Below are 20,943 nucleotides of genomic sequence, written 5' to 3' on the forward strand. Positions count from 1 at the left end.
ATGCTCAACCTTACAGCATTAGTATGCTGATAATAATACTAAGGAACCACGAGAATACTGAAGGGGTACAACGTGAATAAATCTGAACTTATTGATGCGATTGCAGCATCTGCTGATCTTTCTAAAGCGGCTGCAGGTAATGCTCTAGACGCAACACTTGAAGCAATCACTGGCGCATTGGCTAAAGGCGATCAAGTAACTCTTGTTGGCTTTGGTACATTTGCAGTTAAAGATCGTGCTGCACGTACTGGTCGTAATCCACAAACTGGCGAAGAAATTGCTATTAAAGCGGCTAAAGTTCCTGGTTTTAAAGCGGGTAAAGGCCTTAAAGACTCAGTGAACTAGTTGAGTTTTAGGAGCAGTAGTTCAGTTGGTTAGAATACCTGCCTGTCACGCAGGGGGTCGCGAGTTCGAGTCTCGTCTGTTCCGCCATTAAACGAAAGGGTGTGCTCCTTCCAAGGGGTGCACCCTTTTTTATATCAATATTATTTAACATGGAGGCAACATGCTCCAAGATATAAGAGATAAGTCACAAGGGATTGTCGTTAAGATAATCATAGGTTTTATCGTAGTGACTTTCGCTCTATTTGGAGTGGATGCGCTTGTAACCGGCTTTACGACATCAGATACGGTCGCTGAAGTGGACGGTGTAGAGATAACGCGTACTGAATTGTTACAGTCTGCAGAAATTCAAAGACGTCAATTAATTTCCATGATGGGTGGTCAAATTGATCCTGCATTATTGGAAGATACTTTACTTCAACGTCGTGCTTTGGATGAATTAATTCAAAGAGCTGTTTTGACAAACAATGCTAATGATTTAAATCTAGCTGTGTCAGATGCTCAAGTTGATCAATACTTAATACAAGCCGAGCAGTTTCAAACTGACGGTCAATTTGATCAAACTAAATATTTAAACTTTATTCGTACCTTGGGTTATACACCTTTAGCTTTCAAGCAAAGAATCAAGCAAGACATTTTATTGCAACAAGGACGAATTGCCTTGTCTAGCTCTGAGTTCGTTCTATCGAATCAAGTTGACCAAGTATTAAAACTACAAAATCAGCAGCGTAGCTATGACTACATTCGTTACTCTTTAGCGGATGAAGTGGCTTTGACTCAGGTTTCTGATACTGAAATACAAGCTTATTTTGATGAAAACACACAATCTTTCCAGAACCCAGAACAGGTTAAGCTTGATTATGTGATTATTTCTTCAGTTGATTTCCACGATAAGGTCAATGTTTCCAGTGCTGAATTAGAGCAAGCTTATCAGGCGGCAACGTCAACAGCGCCAAAAGAAGAGCGTCGCGCTTCTCACATTTTAATCGAAGCAAATGATCAGCGCAGCGATGAAGAAGCCCGTGCTTTAGCACAAGACATTAAATCTAAAATAGACTCAGGTACCAAGTTTGAAGCTTTAGCTAAGCAGTATTCTGATGACTTAGGTTCTAAAGCTGCCGGTGGTGATCTAGGTTATGTGAGCTCAGGTATGATGGTGCCTGAATTTGAAAATGTATTGTTTAGCATGGTAGTTGATCAAGTATCGGGTGTTGTTGAAACTGAGTTTGGTTATCACCTTATTGAGCTTAGAGAGATTACTAATGTCGATACGCCAAGCTTGGCAGAAATGGAGCCAGAGTTAACACAAGAAATTCTTGATCGTAAAGCGCAAGATGCTTTGTTAAGCGCGCAAGAAGATATTACTGATTTGGCTTATGCAAGTGATGACCTTAATGCTCTGGCAACAGAGTATAATGTGAATATTATGCATTCAGATTGGTTTGGTCGCCAAGGTGGCCAAGAGCTTATTTCTTCCAATGCGCAAGCAATTGCTGCCGCTTTTAGTCCTGAATTACTAGAAGATAGTTTGAATAGTGGTTTGCTTGAACTAAATGAAGAGCAGGTCGCAATTGTTCGAATTAATGAGCATAAACCTCAGTCAAATATGAGCTTAGAAGAAGCCAGCGCGGATGTGCAAGAGATTTTGCTTAAACGTAAGGCTACAGCGAGCTTGAAGCAAAAAGCAGCTCAAATGCAAGCTGATGTAAATAATAGTGCTTGGACGCGTGTTGAGCTTGCTAGTCGTGGCCGTGATGACATAAGTGAAATCGTTTTCAAAATGGCAAGACCGCAAGGTGATGTGGCAACGTCTAAGGTACAAAGCTTAAACGATGGTGACCTGGTGCTTGTGAACTTGCTAGAGGTTAAAGATGGTGAAGTAGGTGAGGATGATGCTCAAAGAGATTACATTGAGCGTTACCTAAACCAAAGTGGCGTTTCGCTTGCTGTCGCTGCTCATCAAAAAGCATTAGAAAATGCTGCTTTAGTAGAAAGGTAACCTCCGTCTCATCATATTCTTATGAGAGTTAATTGAAGTTATTCTTTTGATATAAAAAAACCCATCTTTTGATGGGTTTTTTATGGTCTTTTTGACGCTTTTTATACCTGTTAATTGTTCTCAAACCAGTGGCTACTAGGTGCAAAAAAAGCTTGCCCAGTGACTGCTTTAGTATAATTCATCAACTTGTCTGTATGGCCTGAGCCATCGCCAACCATCATGTTTTCTAACATCTTGTTAAAGTTGATAGGAGTGTGACAATAACTTGCAAATAAAAGCCCTGCCTGAGTTAAGTCAGCATAGGGCATGCTATGGCGAAGTATCTCTAAACCTTGGTCTGATTCATCTTTGGCCGAAGCACGTTTGGTATGGGCTGTCAGAGGCTTGTCTTGGCTTTTATATTCGATGTTCTCTTCTTTGGTTCTCCCCATAATATCTTCTTGCTCTTTTAGCGCTAATCTTTTCCAGTGATCAAGGTTATGAACGAAGCGCTGCAAGTGAATGTATGAGCCGTTTGCGAAGTCTGGGTCGTCTTCTTTTTTAACAAGAGCAACATTGGCTCGGTGGCTCCCTTCTGGGTTTTCTGTGCCATCGACAAAGCCTGTTAGGTCTCGACTATCAAGGTATCTAAAGCAAGAAGTATCTTCTACTAAGGCAACTAAACCTGAGAGTATTGTCATCAGTTTTTGTGCTAATTGATACGTCATATCTCGACGGTTTGAGCGAATGTGTAGCATCAGGTCAGCAGGCGTTGCTGGGGAATCGGGAAGATTTGGAAAAGAAATGAGCTCTTTGGGGCGAGCATTAGGGCTCAGTGTATCCCAAAACTCACTGCCAATAGCGATAACACCATGGGGATGGCTTGCTGGGCTACTTTGTTGAAACTCAGAGATTAAGGTGTGAGCTTGTTTTAAAGCGGCTTTAAGCTCGGTTTCCTTGTTTGGTAAGACGTTTAAAGTGATAAACAGGGCGTCAGAGTTTGCTGCTGCTGTGATACCTGATTGAAAAATAGTCGACAAGTTAAACTCCTAGGTTGCACTTGCATTAGCGTGCACAAATTCAGTTAAAAATTAGGGTATAAAGTCTTCAGCTGACTGGATTGGCTGGGTTTTACTTCTCCGCTGTAAAATTCTTCAAGGGCATCTGCAAGATCAGATCCATCCCAGTCAGTCGCGGCAGTATCTGAATACATGATAAGCTCGGCTTCCATCAAAAGTTGGCTTAAAGTTGAAGACTCACTGAGCCTTTTTATATCATCAAGGCCATTGATTTTATCTTCTCCCCATCTGTGTCTTGCCCACTCTAAGCTTCTGCCTCGTAAGGTTTTAAGGTCATTATTTTGACACGCTCGTATTAGTTCTTGATAAGCGCTTTTCTCATCTTGAGTGTTAAGTGGTGCGAAGACTTGTAGTGTTGGAACATCCTCTGTTTTATTTACTTCTTTACGTTTTTTTAGCATCAAGAAGATAGCGCTCATAAGTGTGCTAATCGCAACTATCGCCAATATCCATAAAATAATGCTTTTGATGCTCCAGCCTTGATTTACAGTCATTGTGCTTGCTTCTGTTGGATCGGCTTGGTTATCAGTTGAGGGAGTTTCTTCACTCTCTTTTTCTTTGGGTTTAGCTAAAGAAATAGGCGCAACTGAACCTGTTTGAGGAGCAAGTAATTTTGTTGCTTGTCCATTATTAGATAGGTCAGTTAACGCCATCCCAGTGACTTCTACTGAAGGTGGAACGGCATAGGTGCGCTCTAGTTGCCGGGTTTGTGTATTCCAAAAAACAATTTCAACCTCAGGTAATTCGAGTTTTCCAGGAATAGTCGGGACAACTTCTATTTGGATGGATTGCTCGCCAATGATGCCAGTATCTGTTTTTCTGTTGTTGAGATTAGTTGGTTGAGGGTACAGCTTATAGTAGCGGGTGCTGGCGAAAGAAAATGCGGGCATTTGCTCTGCTAACGCGCCATTGGCAAAAGCGTCAATTTGCCAAATTAGTGTATCGCCCACCTTCACCTCACTCGTAGGGGATAGGGTGTTTAATAAACTTACCTTAGTTGCTGGTAACCAATCATCGCTTGGGTAACTGGCTGGAATAGGCAAAACATTTAAGTTAATGGCTTTGCTTTGTGCCTTGATTAGTCTTCTTCCTCGGTTGGTGTTAATCATGGCTGATATTTTTTGCGGCGGTATTTCAATGTTTCCGCTTTGTTGGGCAAAGGCAAGGTATTCTCGAGTAATTACTTGATATTGAGTGCCATTAACTTCTTCATAATGAATTTGGTCGTCTGCTAGCCTCTCAATCACTAAATTGGGATGGTTTGGTGTGGAGATATTGGCATTTTGAAGGGCAAAAGCAGAATATAATTTTAAGCTAACAATCAGTTCTTGCTGAAGGTAAGGTTCAGTTTGTGATACTTCAAGATCGATAATAACAGGCGGGTTGCCGTTTTCGTCCAGTAGTTGTTGGGCTGTTTTTACTTTTAGCGTGATTGGCTCAGATGCATAATTACCTACTTTTATTGGTGGAATCAGAAAATCCCCCGTAGATTTTGGCATCAAAGAAATAACCCAAAAACTTAAAGATTGGCTAGTGCCTAAATTAAAGCGAAATTGGCTATTTTGACTTTGGCTTAATATATCAAAATCACGTTTTAAGGCAGATAAATCAGGGCCTTGACCTGTTTCTGGGAAGTCTGTACGAATGGTAAGCTGTACTAGATCATTTTCATAAATCACTTGTTTATCAAGTGTTGCTGTCACGCTGGCAGCACTTGCTAGTGTACTTATGATGAGCATCACTGAAATGGCTAGTATTTTAAAAAGGCTAAATAAGCCGCTTTGTTGCAACATAAATTTCTTATTATCTTGAGTAAATGACATCAAACCTATATCCACTACCATATTGGGAGTCCATCCTGTTGTCTATAGCGGTTTTCAGCACGTTTTTCCTGGTGTAAATACCATAACTTTCTTTTAAGTAGCCCGCCTGGATCATCTTGAATTTGTCTCATCCACTGATTAAGGGCAACTTGCTCCTCTGATGTAAGGGGAGAATCTTTTTGTTCTGGAGGTGTTTGCTCTTGTGCTTCTGGTTTGCTTTGTTCAGCGTTATTATCCTGTCTGGCATTTTCCATATCCTGCTTGTCTGGATCCTGTTCGCCTTCCTGCTCTGGATCAGCCTGATCATTTGACTGGGCGTCTTGGCTGTCTGCTTGCTGATCTTTATTTTCTTGCTTTGAATTGTCAGCGTTCTTGTCCTGCTGCTTTTTTTGTTCTTCTTGTTTTAACTTATTGAGATAGTCTAAGTTTTCTTGTGCTTCTTTGAAATCTGGATTGAGATTTAATGCATCTTCATAAGCGGTGATTGCTGCCTCTAAGTTACCCGCAAGGGCAAGGCTATTGCCTTTGTTATAAGCAAGGCTAGAGGAGTTGTTTTGTTTGTTTAAATCTTCAAGCTGCTGTGCTGCTGCTTCATAGTTACCAAGAGCATATTGACTGGCTGCTTGCCATTTTGGGTTTTCGAATAAAGGTTGGGCATTTTCCCAATCACCTTGATCAACCAATTTTTGAGCTTTTTGGTCAGGGGTTGAAAACCAGTCTAAGGGAGAGGCATCTGCTTTTTGGGCGATGGGTAACACCAAAATGAATATAGACAGCATAACCCCTGCTCTAAATTGATAAAGTAGCCAAAATAAGAATGGCAAAGCAAACCAATGACCTTTATCAACCCAATCAATAGACTGGCTTTTGGCTTCAATCGCGTCTTTCGGGTTATTTAATTCTGTGTTTAATATACTCTCGATGTCACTGGGCAGTAAGTCACTCGGGTAATAGCTTGCCCCTAATTCCCTTGCAAATTGATTTAGTTCTTTTATTGGCAGCTTAGCCAAAACTTGCCCTTTATTAGTACGAAGAATATTACCATCCGGTAGTACAATAGGGCCCCCATCTTGGGTGCCAACACCGATGATATTTAGCTTAATATTGTAATTATTAATGAGGCTTTTAATGCCTTCAAACTCACTTGGTTTTATATCATCTGTAAATAAAATCACATTAGTAAACTGATCTTTGTCTTTGATTAAAGCCAGGGACGTTTCGAAAGCTTGAGTTGTATCGCTGCCATATAGGGGCATAATTATTGGGTCTAGAGCCAACAAAAAATGCTTGAGGGTTGATTTATCTTGGCTAAAAGGGCTAATAACATAGGCATCACCCGCATAAGCTGTTAAGGCAACATTGCCTTCTTTGATATTACCCAGAACATCCTGAACCTTCTGTTTGACCCTGGTGAGCCTGTTAGGTTTGATATCAGTGGCATACATGGATAAAGATTGATCAAGAATCAAGATGGTTTGTTTGGGGGTAATAAATTGTTTTTCTACCTTTTTTTCCCAACTAATGCCGGCTATCCCTATGATTAATAAGCTGACAAGTACAATGCCAATCCAACTGGGTAAGCGTTTACCGCTTTTTGCTGTGACTAGGTGTTGCAGTAATTTTGCATCAATAAAATTAGTAAGTTGGTTTTGAGTGACCTTATTTTCTTTTTTTAAAATATAGAGAAAGAGAACAAAGAAAATAAGAATCAGATAGCTAGGGTTTGAAAAATATATAGTGTCAAAGAATGTCATTAAAATTGTCCCTTTCTAATCGCATTCCAGCGAGTGTATAGGGCTAAAAAGAGAAAAAATAAACTCGCTAAAGCAATCATATTAAACAGGGTTGTTTTTGGTCTTTGCCATTGATCTTCACCTGGCGTGGGCTCTAGTGCATCTAACGTTGCATATATTGATGCAAGCTCTTGAGTACTTTTCGCTCTAAAGTATTGTCCTTGGGTCAGGTCAGCCACTTTTTGTAACAGTTCTTCATCAAGGTCGGTGGAAGGGTTAATGACCCTTGGTCCAAAGAAACCTTGGCTCACCATCTGCTCTGCACCTATGCCTATGGTGTGGATTTTGACTCCTTGTTTAGCGGCAAATTGCGCGGCTTGATCAGGCTTGACTCTGCCTGCAGTATTGGCGCCATCTGTCATTAGAATCATGACACGTTTATCTGCATCAATGTTGGCTAGTCGCTTAATGCCTAAACCAATAGCATCACCAATCGCCGTATTTTCGCCCGCAAACCCTATTTGGGTTTCATTAACCAGCTGCGCAATGGTATCTAGATCATAACTAAGTGGTGCCTGTAGGTAAGCTTTGCTGCCAAACACAATAATCCCAATGCGATCGCCTTGTCGCTCTGTAATGAAGCGATTAAGTACTTGTTTTGCTGCATCTAAGCGATTTGCCGCCTGCTGATTTATTTTCATGTCTGCTGTTTGCATACTGCCAGATAGGTCTAATGCAATCAGTAAGTCACGGCCTGAAGGGGTGACTGATTTAGGTTCCCCTAACCAGACAGGCCTTGCAATCGCGACGACAAGTAATAGCCATGAAATCCATAAAAAAAGACGAATGATATGTTTGGAGAAGCTTTGTTTTTTAACGCTAAGGTTAAGTTCACCTTGATTAAATTTAGCGAGATGAGGCCACCAAAGTGCTTTTTGCTCTGATTCAGCAGCTTTAGTTAGCTTCATTAAAAGGGGTAATAGGCTTACAAGTAAAAACCAAGGCCAAATAAACTCAAGCATGGACTTTGTGCCTCCTACACCAATATTTAGTTAACTGGAGTATTTTGGCCCTTTGCTCAGGGTCAAGGCAGAGTGTTGGCTGATAAGCGCCATTGATAAAAATATCTCCCAGTTGCTTAAATTGATATTTGCTGGGGATATCTATATCGAGCTGATTGAACAGTGTTTGGCTGGGTAAGGAGGCGAGATCATTTCGGCCAAGGGTGATTAAGCAGCGTCTTATTATCTGATGGCAATGGCTTAGGAGCTCATCATCTTTTTTATCTTGGATGCTATCAATTAATTGAAAAGCGTCACGACGATAAGCATTCCTTTTATATAAAAAATATTGGTACGTAATAAGGCAGATTAATCCGATAAAAATAAAAGCGACAACCAGCCATGTCCACCATACAGGCGGCCACATGGCGATGCTATCCGGCAATATATAGGCTGTATTGGGCAGCTCTATTTGAGGTCCTTGGGTTGAAGGTATATTAGCTTGATTCATATAGCGTTAAATTCTCGTATCCCTTATCACTTAACTTAAAGCGCCAAAAGCCATAAGGTGTCTTGCAATTTGTACGGGTGATTCCTCTAGTCCAAAATGATGGAAAGGAATCCCAATCCTGCTCAGTTGATTATTGAGCGCTTGTTTTGCGGCTAATCTTTGCGCTTGATAGTTTTCTAAATTTTGCTTGGTTACCTGTATTGTTCTAACGCCACCTGTGTCTTCTAATCGATATTGACCTTCAGGTAAATGATCAAGACGTTCATCCTCAATACTGATCCAATGAATCAAATTAAATTTGGACAATCTTTGTAATTGTTCAAAATCAAAGTCAGTCAAAGTGAGTTTATCACTCGTAATAATAATTTGTTGATGACGAACATTGCGTTTAATAAGTGCTTGCCAAGGGCTAGAGGTATGATTTAGTGCTAATCTGTTTTCGACTTTTGTCGCGTCTGAAAAGGCTGATAGTAGCGCACTAAAGTGACTAGATTGATTTTTTGCCGGTAAGTAAATTTCCTTATCAGCAAAATGTAAAAAACCACCTACTTTGTCGTTTTGTATCCTAGTGCGCCAAGCAATTAAGGCCTGTAATTGCACCATACGTGTCGAAACAAAAGTATGTCGAGTACCGAAATAGGCCTGACTGGAAAAGTCTAACGCCAAAATACGGCTATGCTCTCTTTCTTCGGCATATACCCTAGTATGGGTTTTACCTGTCTTAGCACTGACTCGCCAATCAATATGGCGCATATCATCGCTTGCTTGATACTCTCTGACTTCTAGCATTTCCATGCCATGACCCTTCATCCTAGTGAGATGGGAGCCAAGCATGGGGCGTCTGTGTGGATGAAGTGGGGCCTTGCCTAAATTTTTTGCAAAAATAGCAAGCTCAGACAATTGACGAACATCCAGTTCCGGGGAGTCTGGTGAAATTAATGCATCCATAAATTTTATGCCACAGGCACTCTTTCTATCAGCTGATCAAGAAGGGAATCCGAGGTATAACCTTTCGCTTCAGCTTCAAAAGAAGGGATGATTCTGTGCCTTAACACATCATGAGCAACCGCTCTTACATCATCAGGTGTTACAAATTGCTCGCCTTTTAATAAGGCATGAGCACGTGCACAACGGTCTAATGCAATGGTTGCCCTTGGACTGGCGCCAAAATCAATCAGATTAACCGAACTTTCTAAGTAGTGTTCAGGGTGTCTGGTTGCCATCACTAATTGGACTATGTAGTTTTCAATGGATTCGGCCATATACAAACCGAGTGCTTGGTTTCTTAATGCTTGTATATCATCGCCAGAGCAATTCGGTGAATCGATAGTGAGTTTATTAGCACTTTGGTTACGTACTAATCTTAAGACTTTTAGCTCGTCTTCTGCGCTTGGGTAACCTACTTTAAGCTTCATAATAAAGCGATCTAATTGAGCTTCAGGTAAAGGGTAGGTGCCTTCTTGCTCAATCGGGTTTTGAGTGGCTATGACAAAAAATAGCTCAGGTAACTGATAACTTTTATTGCCAACAGTCACTTGGCGCTCACCCATGGCTTCTAACAAGGCTGATTGAACCTTAGCTGGCGCTCGGTTAATTTCATCTGCTAAAACGATATTGTTTATGACAGGTCCAGGTACAAATTGAAATTGCCCTGTTTCTTGTTGATAAACTTCAGAGCCAGTTACATCCCCTGGTAATAAATCTGGGGTAAATTGAATTCGGTGAAATTGACTATCGATACTTTTTGCTAGGGCTTTTGCCGCTGTTGTTTTTGCAATACCTGGTGGTCCTTCAAGTAAAACATGTCCATCAGCAATTAAGGCAATTAACAATCTATCAGTGAGTGTATTCTGACCAATAATGGCCTGATTCAAGTAATCTTTTAAACGGGTTATCACAGCATCCATCGAGTGAATGATCCTCTTACTTCTGTCAATAAAAGTGGAGACACAATATAATACGACAATCTTAAATGATTGAATTCCAAGAAGACAAGTCTTCATGGGGATAGTTCAAGTTTTAAAGGGAATAAGATGGCGTTAGTTGTAGTGGATGTTGCCTTAGCAGCCCATAAATTTCAGGACTTGTATCAAGGAAGAGCAAAAAACCTTCTTGTGCAAAGCCGTGATGGTCGAAAAATTCAGCTACCTTTAGCCATATTTAGACCTTTTTTAACCCACTCTGGCATTTATGGCACCTTTGAAGTGGAATTTGATCAAAATTATCGCTTGCTCGACATAAAAAAGAAGTAAACTAGGCACCTATAAAATTGCGGCATAAAAACCGGCTCACCCTAAATGAAAATAACTAGGAGTTTTTGATTATGTATAACCTCGCTCGCTCTGTACTATTTAAAATGGATGCAGAGGTGACACATGAGTTGTCATTAGAATTATTGGCGGCTGGTCAAAGGCTGGGTGTTAATCGACTTCTATTAGATTCAGTACCTGATTCTCCGGTTGAGGTGATGGGGCTGACTTTTCCTAATGCGGTGGGGCTGGCTGCTGGTCTTGATAAAAATGCCGATGCGTTTGAAGCGTTTGGTCAAATGGGGTTTGGTTTTGTTGAGGTGGGGACAGTAACACCAAAAGGGCAGTCAGGTAATGACAAGCCAAGACTGTTTAGATTGCCTGAGCATGAGGCCATTATTAATCGTATGGGGTTTAATAATAAAGGGCTAGATCACATGATCAGTCGCATTAAACACCACGATTATAAAGGAATCCTTGGCGTCAATATTGGTAAAAATTTAACCACCTCTGTTGAAGATGCAGTACAAGATTACCTGGCTTGTTTAAATGGAGTGATGCCTTACGCTGACTACATAACCGCCAATATTAGCTCTCCTAATACACCAGGTCTTAGAAGCTTACAGTTTGGTGAAAGTCTAGCCGAGCTTATTTCACCTTTAGTTGATGCAAAACAGCGTTACTTTGATAGCACAGGTAAGCATGTGCCATTAGCAGTGAAAATAGCACCGGATATGACGAGTGATGAAATCAAAATGGTCGCTGATACTCTTCAAGCACAGAAAATTGATGCCATCATTGCGACTAATACTACCCTATCTCGTGAAGCAGTCGCTGGCCACAAATATGCTGATGAAGCGGGTGGCTTAAGTGGTGCTCCGGTTAAGGATGCTTCAACACAAGTAGTAAGAACCTTGTCGGAACATTTACAAGGTGAATTACCTATTATTGGTGTTGGCGGTATTTTAACGGGTGATGATGCCATTGAAAAACTACAAGCGGGTGCAAGTTTAGTTCAACTTTACAGTGGCTTTATTTATAAAGGTCCAGAATTAGTGAGAGCGGCGGTTACAAGTACCAGTGGATACCTGAATGAAGTTAATCAGGGGAAATAAAAAACGCGTTAAACATTGAAGAAAAGACAATTTAATCAAAACTTTGAAACTGGGTTAGGTGGTAGATTAAGGTAAATTAGAATGAGGTAAAGACACTTGTCTTTACCTCAGGGTAAGAAACGGAGGCTAATTAATGGGGAGAACTGATCGCTTTAAAGGTTCCTTCCACTGGTGTTAGGCCATCCCACATATCCACTCTGCCTTCTCTCCAACCTGCTAACCAGTCAGAACGTGAATTCTCATGACATTGATTAGATAGGCCTTTTGAACGGCCTGCCATTCCTGCTCTATATCCACGAATGTAGGCGCGATGTTGAAGGTCTCGTTTCTGTTTCTTCATGTGACTAATCCTCTATACTTTCTTTTGTCGAACTTTAAGTACTAGTCGAGAAAAAGAGGATTGTCTAAAAACACTTTGCTCTAAAAGAGTATAAATTTTCATTAAAAAGTAATTAAAAATGACAACTAGACAAAATTCGCAACTCGAAGCAGGCTCAACTTTAGCTGCTGACTATCAACTTGAGATTACCTGTCCTTTGGGTCTAGAAAACGTTCTTGCCCAAGAACTAGCAGCTCGCGGCTTAACGCAAACCCGTTTGGGTGAAGGGCAAGTTAAGCTGTCGACAGATCTAGAAGGCATGTATACCGCATGTCTTTGGTCTCGGGTTGCGACAAGAGTTATGTTGCCCTTAGCTCAGTTTGATATAGACAGTGCTGATGACCTTTATGAAGGTGTGAAAAGCATTGACTGGTCTGCACATATGACGGCAACGGCAACCTTGGCGATCGATTGTCATGGTACCAACCACAGCATTCGCAATACCCAATTTGGCGCGGTAAAAACAAAAGATGCGATCGCAGATTACTTTGTTGCACGAAATGGCGAACGTCCAAGTGTTGAAAAACAAGAGCCAGATATTCGTGTATCCGTGCGAATTAAACGTGAAAAAGTCACCGTAAGTTTGGATTTATCCGGCGGCAGTATGCACCGTCGTGGTTATCGTCAACATGGGGCTATGGCACCTCTTAAAGAAAACCTTGCAGCAGGTTTGTTACTTAGAGCTGGGTGGGGACAAGATGAGTTTTCACAGTTAATTGATCCTATGTGTGGTTCAGGTACTTTCTTGGTGGAAGCGGCACTTATCTCGTTAAATATTGCCCCTGGGTCTCGTCGTCATTTTTGGGGATTCAAAGGCTGGGTTCAACATGATCATAGATTGTGGCAACAATTAAACGACTTTGCTAAAAATGAGCGTGTTGCTCCAGCGGATTTAAATGTGCGTTTTATTGGTACGGATAACAATCAAAAGGCCATTGCGCATTCCCGTGAAAATATTAAAAGGGCGGGCTTAACTGGTGTTGTCGAAGTTGATCTTGCTCCATTTCAAGAATATGACTTTGCTATAGCGGAAGACGCCGCTCCTGGACTTGTCATGACTAACCCTCCTTATGGCGAGCGAATTGGTGACGAGTTGGCCTTAGTTGCTCTTTATCGTCAACTGGGTGAATGGGTGGTTGAAAATTGCATGAATTGGCGCTTGTTTATGTTAACCAGTAACCAAGGTTTGGCTAAACAAATTCCCTTAAGACCTGAGAAGCAAACACGTGTACTAAACGGCGGTTTAGAGTGTCGTGCTTATCGTTTCCCTGTGGTTGAGCGCTTTATTAAGCAAGATGCGATCACTGCGCCTGCAGTAAATGGTGCTGGGGCTGAAATGTTTACCAATCGCTTGAAAAAGAACCTCAAAAAGTATTCTAAATGGGCTAAGAAAAATAAAATTGAATGTTACCGTGTTTACGATGCGGATATGCCTGAATATGCTGTAGCGATTGATTTATACCAAGACTGGGCGCATGTACAGGAATACCAAGCGCCTAAAAGCATTGATCCTTTAAAAGCGAGACAAAGGCTGTTTGATGTGGTCGCGGCTATTCCTAATGCGCTTAATATTTCAGAGTCTCAAGTGATAGTGAAATATCGTCAGCGCCAGACGGGTCGTGAACAATATGAAAAGCTGGATCAGTCTAAGCATGAGATGCAGGTGACTGAGTATGATTGTGACTTTATCGTAAACCTGAAAGATTATCTTGATACTGGGCTTTTCTTAGATCACAGACCTGTGCGTAAACTGATTCAATCTAAAGCTAACGGCAAGCGCTTTTTGAACCTGTTTAGCTATACCTCAACCGCCTCTGTACATGCTGGGCAAGGGGGCGCTAAATCCACTTTAAGTGTAGATATGTCAAACACTTATGTGGATTGGTCAAGACGTAATATCGAGTTAAACGAATTCAGCGAAAGGGATCATAAAGTAGTGCGAGCTGACTGCTTTGAGTGGTTGAAAAATAGCGAAGACATGTTTGATTTGATCTTCATGGACCCACCGACATTTTCTAACTCTAAGAAGATGGAAAATGTACTGGATATCCAACGAGATCATGTTGATCTATTGACCTTGGCCATGGCGCGTTTAGAAGAAGACGGTGAACTGATTTTCTCCAATAATTATCGTCGTTTTACCTTGGATCAAAGTATTTTGGATACCTTCGAGGTTGAGAATATTACCAAAGCATCCTTGGATTTAGACTTTGAACGTAATAGTAAAATACACCAGTGCTGGATTATTAAACATAAGTCTCAAGAAGAACAAGCAGGGTTAGATAATATAGACCTATTCTCTGAGACCTTATAAAAGTTATCTGTTTAGGTCTGTGAGATAAGTAAGTAAATAGGTATAATTTGACTTGTCAGTCAAGTTTTCAAGCTGTTGAAATATAAATTGATCTTGACCTGTAAGCATTCTCTGTCACTTGAAGTGAGTTCACTCAATCAGGTGTTTAGTAAGTTAAGAAATTAAAGAGTTTTTAAATGAATAATACATTCAGACTGGTTATTAGTTGCCCTGACACTGTGGGTATTGTGGCTGCCGTTAGTGACATTATACAAGAAAACAATGGTTCTATTATGGAAGCCAGTCACCATACCGACCCTGAGCAAAAGTGGTTTTTCATGCGTCACGAAGTGGATGCTGAAAATATGGCAATCAGTTTGGCAGAATTTAAGCAGGCGTTTGAACCTATCGCTAAAAAGTTTCAAATGGATTGGTATATAAAGGATTCTGAAGAGCGCCCCAAAGTTATTTTGATGGCAACCCGTGAATCCCATTGCTTGAATGACATTCTTCATCGCTGGCATACCGGTGAGCTTTATTGTGACATTGTTGGTGTGATTGCCAACCATGAGGAACTAAGGTCTATGGTGGAATGGTTTAATATCCCATTTCATTTCATCCAGGTTCCAAAAGAAGACAAGATGGAAGCCTTTGAAAAGATTGAAAAGTGCATTGATGAATCACAAGCTGAAACCATAGTGTTAGCTCGATACATGCAAATCTTTCCTGAATACCTTTGTGAAAAATATCGTCACCAAGTGATTAATATTCATCACAGTTTCTTGCCATCTTTTATTGGGGCTAAGCCTTATCATCAAGCGGCAGTGCGTGGTGTGAAGCTAATCGGAGCAACTTGCCATTATGTAACCGCTGACTTGGATGCGGGCCCTATTATTGAGCAAGACGTGATTCGTGTTCGTCATAGTCATACAGCACCTGCTATGGTGCGATTAGGTAAGGATATTGAGAAATTAGTCTTATCTCGAGGCTTGAGGTATCACCTTGAAGACAGAGTGCTAGTGCATGGTAATAAGACGGTTGTTTTTGCGGATTAATTGATTTTAATCTGGATAAGGTGCCTGGGAGTCTTGGATAAAGTCTTCATATCGACATAAATGTGGGCACTTTTTAAAAGGCTAGTTGAGTATATCTCGGCTAGCCTTTTTTATTTATTGGCGGGAGATAAAGGGATAAATGCGGGGTTTGCACAGACTTAAGTCTCTCTAAACTCGGAACTAAATTGAAAAAGCACACTCAAAGTTTTGTTTCTATAAATATTGACTATATTTATACGGACATTCAATTAAAGTAACAGCGTAGGGGTTGCAACATGAAATTAAAACTTACACCTACTCAAAATTTATGTGTTGGATTTTTAGAGTCTGGATTTAAAGTGGTCCAAGTTGATGATCAGTACTTCTTTGTAAAGGGAGACAGACGTCAAAAAGTATTGCCTAAAACATTAGAGGCTTTAGTGAATCGCGGTGCAGTTCAGTATGATGAAAATGGTGATTATGAATTAAGTGAAGCATTTCTTGAGCATAGAAAGCAAATGCGTTCACCTGTACACCTTAATCACACGAGACACTAGGGAAGTAGGCAAAGTCACCTCTTCTCTTTTTAGAGTGATGGGAAAAAGTATCAAGCAAGGCACCCCTTTGACGTAATTTAGGGGCTTTTTGAGAAGTATCATCCCCGCTTTAGCATATATGTAAAAGCCATTATTCTTTTGAATAATGGCTTTTTTTGTTCTGCTTAAGGGCGATATTTATTGAACTTTCTCAGGCGCTTTTGTAAATAAGCTACCTATGGCTTGAGTCAATTTAGGGCTACGATTCTCACCTCTAAACAGTGACCACAGGGATCCTCTTACGACAGGGGTGTGGCTTAGTTCTGATGCAATTTGTGAAAAGGCAACATAAGCATCATTTCTATTTGCCAAGTTCTCCATACTCAAAGCAAGCAATTCAGAGTCTGTATTAAACCAAGAAGGGCACTTAGCTACGATAGCCACAATCAGTTGTAACTCATCATCTGTTGCTTGATTGTCAGCGGTTACCAAAGACAGTTTGATGGTTTGGAGTAAATGTTCAGACGGTGTTGATTTAGAGACGGAGCGAATTAAAGCTGCTCTTAGTTCAGTATCACCTGTGGCTGGGTACAGACTTTCAACGAAATCAAGGTAGTCTTCTTCTGGCTTCTCATGTTCCAATGCTTTTGCCAATGCAATCGCGACAGGTTTTGGGGCATGTTCAATGGCTTTTTTGATCAAAGGAAGATACTTTTCTTGATTCGACCTTACTGCTAAATCGGCAATGCCCTGTAGGCCAAGTGACTGCCAAGAGGTATCTTTCTCATCTAGGTCTGATTCTAAATAAGTGATTAGCTGCTCAAAGTAACTTGATGGTGCTTTTTTGAAACCTAGGGATAAGCTTGCATGAAAACTTGCCATTCTTTCATGGTTTGGCTGGAAGGCATAAGGGTTATCTTTTAACGCATCACTGATATCTGTATCACCTTCTTTGTTTAGGATTTTATCAACAATGGATTTGATAAGGTGATCACGGGTACCTAAGTTAATGCTGCCTTTTTCATCAATAGGTAATCGAATAAACCAGATTACAGGCTCAGCATCCACGTCCGCTTTTTTAGGGTGTAATAAAATCGCTAACCAAGCTTGCTGCTTGAAAGCGTAAGGGTAAGGCTGCTGTTTTTTATCAAACTGGATAACTTGTGCTGGAGTGATTTTGGTAACATGACGTCCAATGTCATAAAAACTTGCTTTACAGTCAACTAATTCAAAGAGGTCTGTAAGGGATTCAATATTTTTCATTTACGCGAATGCTCTTAAGTGACATTGAGCAGAAACCGTATCTGCTTAATGATGCGTTATAGTATGCTTGCAATATTACCTTTTTTTGGGAGAGAAATCAGGTTGGATAAACATCATAAATTAGCAGATCTACTCCTTAATCTGGAAAAGGTGATGCGCCAAGTCAATGTTTGGGATATGCCAATACCCAGCGAGGAAGCGCTGACAAGCAAGGAGCCTTTTTGTATCGATACCATGAACTTTGATCAATGGCTTAGGTATGTGATGCTGGAGAAGTTTAAGCCTATGTTAGCCAGTGGACAAAGCCTACCCAGTTCTTCTTGTATCGCCCCAATGGCTCAAGAGTTCTATCGCACTCAGGATGAGCTTGCTAAGCAAGCGATTGTCAGCGCACTCGAAGCAATAGACGCATGCCTTAATCAAGATTGAACTCATCATAATATGTTTTATAAACACCAAAGTGTCAGTGACCTAGCCTTCATTTTACAAGCACCTCTTATCTATCAAGATATTGATCTCAGTGCTTTTTGGTTACCTGACTGGCCACAAAAAATAGCTGAGTTAGATTTAGCGCCAGAGCCTTTAGAGGCTAGCTTGGCTCAATGTAAGTCCCATTTCCTAGGCAGTTATTTTGAAAGCCTTTTCTCCTTTGCTATTAATCATTTCTCTTCTCTTGACGTCGTGTTTGAGCATCAGCAGCTTATTTCATCGACTCGAACCTTGGGTGAGGTAGACGCGTTAGTCAAAGATGAGCAAGGGGGGTTACATCAGCTTGAAGTGGCTATTAAATTTTATTTGGCGTCTCCTGAGCAAAAGGGGCATTGGATTGGGCCTAATAAAAACGATAGTTTTGATAAAAAATATCAGCGAGCCAAATCTCATCAGTTGACCATTTTAGACTTAACTGAGGCGAATGCCTTACTTGAGTCCTATGGTTTGAATCGGCCAATCCAAGTACATTTGTGCATGTTTGGAATCTTATATCAGCAAATAAACTCAGCCAAAGGGCTAGAAAAATACCTAGGGCAAGTTGATTTTGTGAGCGCAAATAAAGGCGAGCTAATTAATCCAGAATCACAACGGGGTTATTGGATTCGCCTTGCTGACCTTAGTTTACTCGCGCCTTATTTTGATTCTGCTCAAGAGTTGGAAAAGCCTTTTTGGATAACAAAGCCCGTCCAAGCAGAGTCAGTCAATCATTTTACCCATCTTGCTAGTTGGCACAAAAACCTTGCCGAAAAGTTTGAGCAGGACCAAAGGCCTAGGCATTTTATAATCAATTGGTTAAAAAATGATTTAGATAAGTGTTATGCACCTATATTTGTCGTCCCTAACGATTGGTGAGGCTTGTAATAGTTAGGTGTTTAAGGCATAAATAGCGGCTGATTTTAAAGTTGTTATATTGATGTCTATAAAAAGAACTGGGCCGAAGGAGTTGGCCAAAGCCCCTGAGTGGGTTATAGACGTCGATCACGCTAGTATTGCTTGGTATAACCAAGCTGCATCTGTGCTGTTTTTCGAGTCTGGTTTAAATAAAGAGTGTAAAAACCTTTCTATTTCTGTGGCCCTACGTCGTAGGCTCATTAATTTTTTACGCGCTTTAGAAAAGGGACCAGCAAAACCTATCAGTTGGACCTTTCTATCTGTTAAAGGGCAGTACTATGACTGCTATGCCAATATTGTTTTGCTGGGGCCTAAAACCTATGGCATTAAGGTAAAAGCAATTAAGCGCCATTCTTTATTGCGAACTCAACCAAGAGTTGACTCTCAACCTTTTATTGAAGGTCGGCCATTAAGCCGTAATCAACATAGGTCCTCATACTTACCCGAGCAACTCCATAATAAAGCCTTAGCTCCTAATTCAGCAGATAAAATGGGGGTATTTCAATTATGTGTTGGTGAATTTTCCCATTTATCTTTAGCTGTGTTTGATGATAAGCAAAACTTGGTCGATGCGAGTCCTTTATTTCATGATACCTTTGTCGGTCTTGTGCACCTTAAGGAGATTTTTGCTTTAAATTCTGACCTTAATAAGATTCTTGAATTTATTGCTAGGGTTCAATCTTTAAGTGAAGGTTTAACAACCCAATCATGGGAGCTAAGGCTGTCCACCAATCAAGGTGTTCGTTGGCATAAACTAGAAGTCTCTTATGACCGCAGGCAATCAAAAAGTTATGTCTCTTTATTAGATGTACATAAATTAAGAGAACAAGAAAACGCCCTCTTCAAACTCAAAAATTACGATGCCTTAACTGATCTTCCCAACCGCCATCTGCTATATCAAGAACTCGACCTTACCTTGCAAACCGCGCAAAATAACCTTACTCAGTTTGGTGTACTTTATTTAGACCTTGATGGTTTTAAAGTGGTAAATGACAGTTTTGGTCATAGGGTAGGGGATGAGCTTATAGTGCAGGTTGCCAAACGTTTGATGACAGCTTTGCCTAAAGGCGGAAGGCTGTTTCGCTTAGGTGGAGATGAATTTGCCCTATTGCAAGAAGGGGTGACTCAGATTGAAGAGTTAGAAGTCTTGGCACAAAATCTGATGCAGGTGGCTTGTGCTGCTTATCCTATTGCCGATATGGAAATGCTGATTACAGCAAGTATAGGTATCGCCCATTATCCGACCCATGCTCAAGATGTTGATAGCTTGCTTAAATTGGCTGATGTAGCCATGTATCGAGCAAAGTCTATTGGGCATAATAGCTACAAAGTCTACGACAGTAACATGTCGCAATCGTTGAATGCCTACTTAACACTGGGTGGTGGCTTGAGGCGAGCCATAGAAAAACAAGAGTTTGAACTTTATTACCAACCAAAAATAAATTTGCTGGATCAAACGACTGTCGGTGCTGAAGCTTTAATTCGTTGGCGTCACCCTGAGTTTGGTATGATCTCCCCTGATCGATTTATTCCGATTGCAGAAGAAACGGGTTTAATCCTGCCGTTAGGTGAATGGGTTATACGAACGGCCTGCAAGCAGTTGCAAGAATGGCGTGAGCTTGGCTTTCCTGATATGACAGTGTCAGTTAACTTATCAGGCCGACAATTTATGCAAGCTGATCTTGTTAATATGGTTCATCAAGTGCTGATTGAAACGGGTATTAATCCGAAAAACCTTGAGCTTGAGTTAACCGAAAGTATGTTGATGGCAGATGCTGATCAGACCATTGAAAAGTTACATGGATTTAGAGAGTTAGGTCTTTCTTTATCAATTGATGATTTTGGTACAGGTTATTCATCCCTTGCTTATCTTAAAAAATTCCCGATTCAAACACTGAAAATTGATCGTTCATTTGTTCGAGATCTAAGCAGTGATTTAGACGATAATGCGATTGTTAAAGCAACCATTGTTATGGCGTCAAGCTTAAACTTAAAAGTGATTGCAGAAGGTGTAGAAACACACACTCAACTTGATGTGTTAAAAGGCTATCAGTGCCAAGAAGTTCAAGGCTTCTTCTTTTCAAAGCCTATGCCCCGACAAGAGTTTAATCTTTATATTGCGCGAGACGCCAAGAGCGAGTCTCAGCAAGAGGGGATAAGAGCACTGCATTAATGAGCTCTTGTGTTTATGCTATTTAACTCTAATAGAAGGTTTATATATGCA

The 20,943-nt window shown here is 40.7% G+C and carries 19 protein-coding genes and 1 tRNA gene; 11 read left to right on the top strand and 9 right to left on the bottom strand.

What is annotated here, in order from left to right:
- The first annotated feature begins 57 nt into the window (after positions 1-57).
- From MED121_RS10725 to MED121_RS10735, 3 genes are all read left to right on the top strand, one after another.
- Entirely contained in the window at positions 58-345 is a 288-nt protein-coding gene (locus tag MED121_RS10725; RefSeq protein ID WP_269447904.1) for an HU family DNA-binding protein, read from the top strand.
- Positions 346-355: 10 nt separating this feature from the next.
- A tRNA-Asp gene (locus tag MED121_RS10730) sits at positions 356-432 on the top strand.
- Between the two features lie 73 nt (positions 433-505).
- On the top strand, positions 506-2,341 hold the full coding sequence (locus MED121_RS10735) for a SurA N-terminal domain-containing protein (RefSeq protein WP_009833713.1): 1,836 nt from the start codon (positions 506-508) through the stop codon (positions 2,339-2,341).
- A 110-nt stretch (positions 2,342-2,451) separates the two neighbouring features.
- Here MED121_RS10735 and MED121_RS10740 read toward each other — a convergent pair whose 3' ends face one another.
- The 7 genes from MED121_RS10740 to MED121_RS10770 are packed head-to-tail and all read right to left on the bottom strand — an operon-like array spanning position 2,452 to position 10,374.
- Positions 2,452-3,360: a Dyp-type peroxidase gene (locus tag MED121_RS10740; protein WP_009833714.1), complete on the bottom strand. Its 909-nt coding sequence runs from the start codon at positions 3,358-3,360 to the stop codon at positions 2,452-2,454.
- A 44-nt stretch (positions 3,361-3,404) separates the two neighbouring features.
- The gene (locus tag MED121_RS10745; protein ID WP_009833715.1) at positions 3,405-5,243 is read right to left on the bottom strand and encodes a BatD family protein; all 1,839 of its coding nucleotides are present in this window, start codon (positions 5,241-5,243) and stop codon (positions 3,405-3,407) included.
- Positions 5,237-6,976 carry a VWA domain-containing protein gene (locus MED121_RS10750; protein ID WP_009833716.1) on the bottom strand — a complete coding sequence of 580 codons (1,740 nt, stop codon included), beginning with the start codon at positions 6,974-6,976 and terminating at the stop codon, positions 5,237-5,239. The genes MED121_RS10745 and MED121_RS10750 overlap by 7 nt, the downstream gene beginning before the upstream one ends.
- Positions 6,976-7,977: a VWA domain-containing protein gene (locus tag MED121_RS10755; RefSeq protein WP_009833717.1), complete on the bottom strand. Its 1,002-nt coding sequence runs from the start codon at positions 7,975-7,977 to the stop codon at positions 6,976-6,978. Before MED121_RS10755 ends, MED121_RS10750 begins: the two co-directional genes overlap by 1 nt.
- Positions 7,970-8,467: a DUF4381 domain-containing protein gene (locus MED121_RS10760; RefSeq protein ID WP_009833718.1), complete on the bottom strand. Its 498-nt coding sequence runs from the start codon at positions 8,465-8,467 to the stop codon at positions 7,970-7,972. The genes MED121_RS10755 and MED121_RS10760 overlap by 8 nt, the downstream gene beginning before the upstream one ends.
- Before the next feature lie 30 nt (positions 8,468-8,497).
- The gene (locus tag MED121_RS10765; protein ID WP_009833719.1) at positions 8,498-9,415 is read right to left on the bottom strand and encodes a DUF58 domain-containing protein; all 918 of its coding nucleotides are present in this window, start codon (positions 9,413-9,415) and stop codon (positions 8,498-8,500) included.
- A 5-nt stretch (positions 9,416-9,420) separates the two neighbouring features.
- The gene (locus tag MED121_RS10770) at positions 9,421-10,374 is read right to left on the bottom strand and encodes a MoxR family ATPase (protein WP_009833720.1); all 954 of its coding nucleotides are present in this window, start codon (positions 10,372-10,374) and stop codon (positions 9,421-9,423) included.
- A gap of 126 nt (positions 10,375-10,500) precedes the next feature.
- Between MED121_RS10770 and MED121_RS10775 the strand changes: the two genes are divergently transcribed.
- Together MED121_RS10775 and MED121_RS10780 are read left to right on the top strand one after the other, a co-directional pair.
- Positions 10,501-10,719 (top strand): DUF2835 domain-containing protein, encoded by a 219-nt coding sequence (locus MED121_RS10775; RefSeq protein WP_009833721.1) that lies wholly within the window; start codon positions 10,501-10,503, stop codon positions 10,717-10,719.
- Between the two features lie 71 nt (positions 10,720-10,790).
- Positions 10,791-11,831 (top strand): quinone-dependent dihydroorotate dehydrogenase, encoded by a 1,041-nt coding sequence (locus MED121_RS10780; RefSeq protein ID WP_009833722.1) that lies wholly within the window; start codon positions 10,791-10,793, stop codon positions 11,829-11,831.
- 130 nt (positions 11,832-11,961) lie between these two features.
- On the opposite strand, the gene MED121_RS10785 is transcribed toward MED121_RS10780, so the two are convergent.
- Complete coding sequence (locus MED121_RS10785) at positions 11,962-12,171, bottom strand: ribosome modulation factor (protein WP_036179969.1); 210 nt, start codon at positions 12,169-12,171, stop codon at positions 11,962-11,964.
- Between the two features lie 118 nt (positions 12,172-12,289).
- Here MED121_RS10785 and rlmKL point away from each other — a divergent pair, with 118 nt between their 5' ends.
- The 3 genes from rlmKL (at position 12,290) to MED121_RS10800 (ending at position 16,094) form a co-directional block, all read left to right on the top strand.
- Positions 12,290-14,524, top strand: coding sequence for a bifunctional 23S rRNA (guanine(2069)-N(7))-methyltransferase RlmK/23S rRNA (guanine(2445)-N(2))-methyltransferase RlmL (rlmKL, locus tag MED121_RS10790; protein WP_009833724.1), 2,235 nt, complete (start codon positions 12,290-12,292; stop codon positions 14,522-14,524).
- 176 nt (positions 14,525-14,700) lie between these two features.
- Complete coding sequence (purU, locus tag MED121_RS10795; RefSeq protein WP_009833725.1) at positions 14,701-15,558, top strand: formyltetrahydrofolate deformylase; 858 nt, start codon at positions 14,701-14,703, stop codon at positions 15,556-15,558.
- 275 nt (positions 15,559-15,833) lie between these two features.
- Positions 15,834-16,094, top strand: a complete 261-nt coding sequence (locus tag MED121_RS10800) for a hypothetical protein (RefSeq protein WP_009833726.1) — start codon at positions 15,834-15,836, stop codon at positions 16,092-16,094.
- A gap of 177 nt (positions 16,095-16,271) precedes the next feature.
- Here the strand turns inward: MED121_RS10800 and MED121_RS10805 are convergent, their stop codons facing one another.
- A complete protein-coding gene (locus MED121_RS10805) occupies positions 16,272-17,336 on the bottom strand; it encodes a DUF3549 family protein (protein ID WP_009833727.1) in 1,065 nt (354 codons plus the stop codon).
- 63 nt (positions 17,337-17,399) lie between these two features.
- Here MED121_RS10805 and MED121_RS10810 point away from each other — a divergent pair, with 63 nt between their 5' ends.
- The 3 genes from MED121_RS10810 to MED121_RS10820 all read left to right on the top strand — a co-directional run bounded on the left by MED121_RS10810 (position 17,400) and on the right by MED121_RS10820 (position 20,892).
- On the top strand, positions 17,400-17,765 hold the full coding sequence (locus MED121_RS10810) for a YqcC family protein (RefSeq protein ID WP_165474619.1): 366 nt from the start codon (positions 17,400-17,402) through the stop codon (positions 17,763-17,765).
- Between the two features lie 12 nt (positions 17,766-17,777).
- Complete coding sequence (locus MED121_RS10815) at positions 17,778-18,680, top strand: DUF1853 family protein (protein ID WP_009833729.1); 903 nt, start codon at positions 17,778-17,780, stop codon at positions 18,678-18,680.
- Between the two features lie 61 nt (positions 18,681-18,741).
- The gene (locus MED121_RS10820) at positions 18,742-20,892 is read left to right on the top strand and encodes an EAL domain-containing protein (RefSeq protein ID WP_009833730.1); all 2,151 of its coding nucleotides are present in this window, start codon (positions 18,742-18,744) and stop codon (positions 20,890-20,892) included.
- Positions 20,893-20,943: the final 51 nt, after the last annotated feature.

It is taken from the genome of Marinomonas sp. MED121, assembly GCF_000153025.1.
Lineage (GTDB): Bacteria > Pseudomonadota > Gammaproteobacteria > Pseudomonadales > Marinomonadaceae > Marinomonas.

Excerpts from the sequence above, each read along its gene's own strand:
- MED121_RS10735 (WP_009833713.1), top strand. The coding sequence starts at position 506 with ATGCTCCAAGATATAAGAGATAAGTCACAAGGGATTGTCGTTAAGATA.
- MED121_RS10745 (WP_009833715.1), bottom strand. The coding sequence starts at position 5,243 with ATGGTAGTGGATATAGGTTTGATGTCATTTACTCAAGATAATAAGAAA.
- MED121_RS10750 (WP_009833716.1), bottom strand. The coding sequence starts at position 6,976 with ATGACATTCTTTGACACTATATATTTTTCAAACCCTAGCTATCTGATT.
- MED121_RS10755 (WP_009833717.1), bottom strand. The coding sequence starts at position 7,977 with ATGCTTGAGTTTATTTGGCCTTGGTTTTTACTTGTAAGCCTATTACCC.
- MED121_RS10760 (WP_009833718.1), bottom strand. The coding sequence starts at position 8,467 with ATGAATCAAGCTAATATACCTTCAACCCAAGGACCTCAAATAGAGCTG.
- MED121_RS10765 (WP_009833719.1), bottom strand. The coding sequence starts at position 9,415 with ATGGATGCATTAATTTCACCAGACTCCCCGGAACTGGATGTTCGTCAA.
- MED121_RS10770 (WP_009833720.1), bottom strand. The coding sequence starts at position 10,374 with ATGGATGCTGTGATAACCCGTTTAAAAGATTACTTGAATCAGGCCATT.
- MED121_RS10775 (WP_009833721.1), top strand. The coding sequence starts at position 10,501 with ATGGCGTTAGTTGTAGTGGATGTTGCCTTAGCAGCCCATAAATTTCAG.
- MED121_RS10780 (WP_009833722.1), top strand. The coding sequence starts at position 10,791 with ATGTATAACCTCGCTCGCTCTGTACTATTTAAAATGGATGCAGAGGTG.
- MED121_RS10785 (WP_036179969.1), bottom strand. The coding sequence starts at position 12,171 with ATGAAGAAACAGAAACGAGACCTTCAACATCGCGCCTACATTCGTGGA.
- rlmKL (WP_009833724.1), top strand. The coding sequence starts at position 12,290 with ATGACAACTAGACAAAATTCGCAACTCGAAGCAGGCTCAACTTTAGCT.
- purU (WP_009833725.1), top strand. The coding sequence starts at position 14,701 with ATGAATAATACATTCAGACTGGTTATTAGTTGCCCTGACACTGTGGGT.
- MED121_RS10800 (WP_009833726.1), top strand. The coding sequence starts at position 15,834 with ATGAAATTAAAACTTACACCTACTCAAAATTTATGTGTTGGATTTTTA.
- MED121_RS10805 (WP_009833727.1), bottom strand. The coding sequence starts at position 17,336 with ATGAAAAATATTGAATCCCTTACAGACCTCTTTGAATTAGTTGACTGT.
- MED121_RS10810 (WP_165474619.1), top strand. The coding sequence starts at position 17,400 with ATGCTTGCAATATTACCTTTTTTTGGGAGAGAAATCAGGTTGGATAAA.
- MED121_RS10815 (WP_009833729.1), top strand. The coding sequence starts at position 17,778 with ATGTTTTATAAACACCAAAGTGTCAGTGACCTAGCCTTCATTTTACAA.
- MED121_RS10820 (WP_009833730.1), top strand. The coding sequence starts at position 18,742 with ATGTCTATAAAAAGAACTGGGCCGAAGGAGTTGGCCAAAGCCCCTGAG.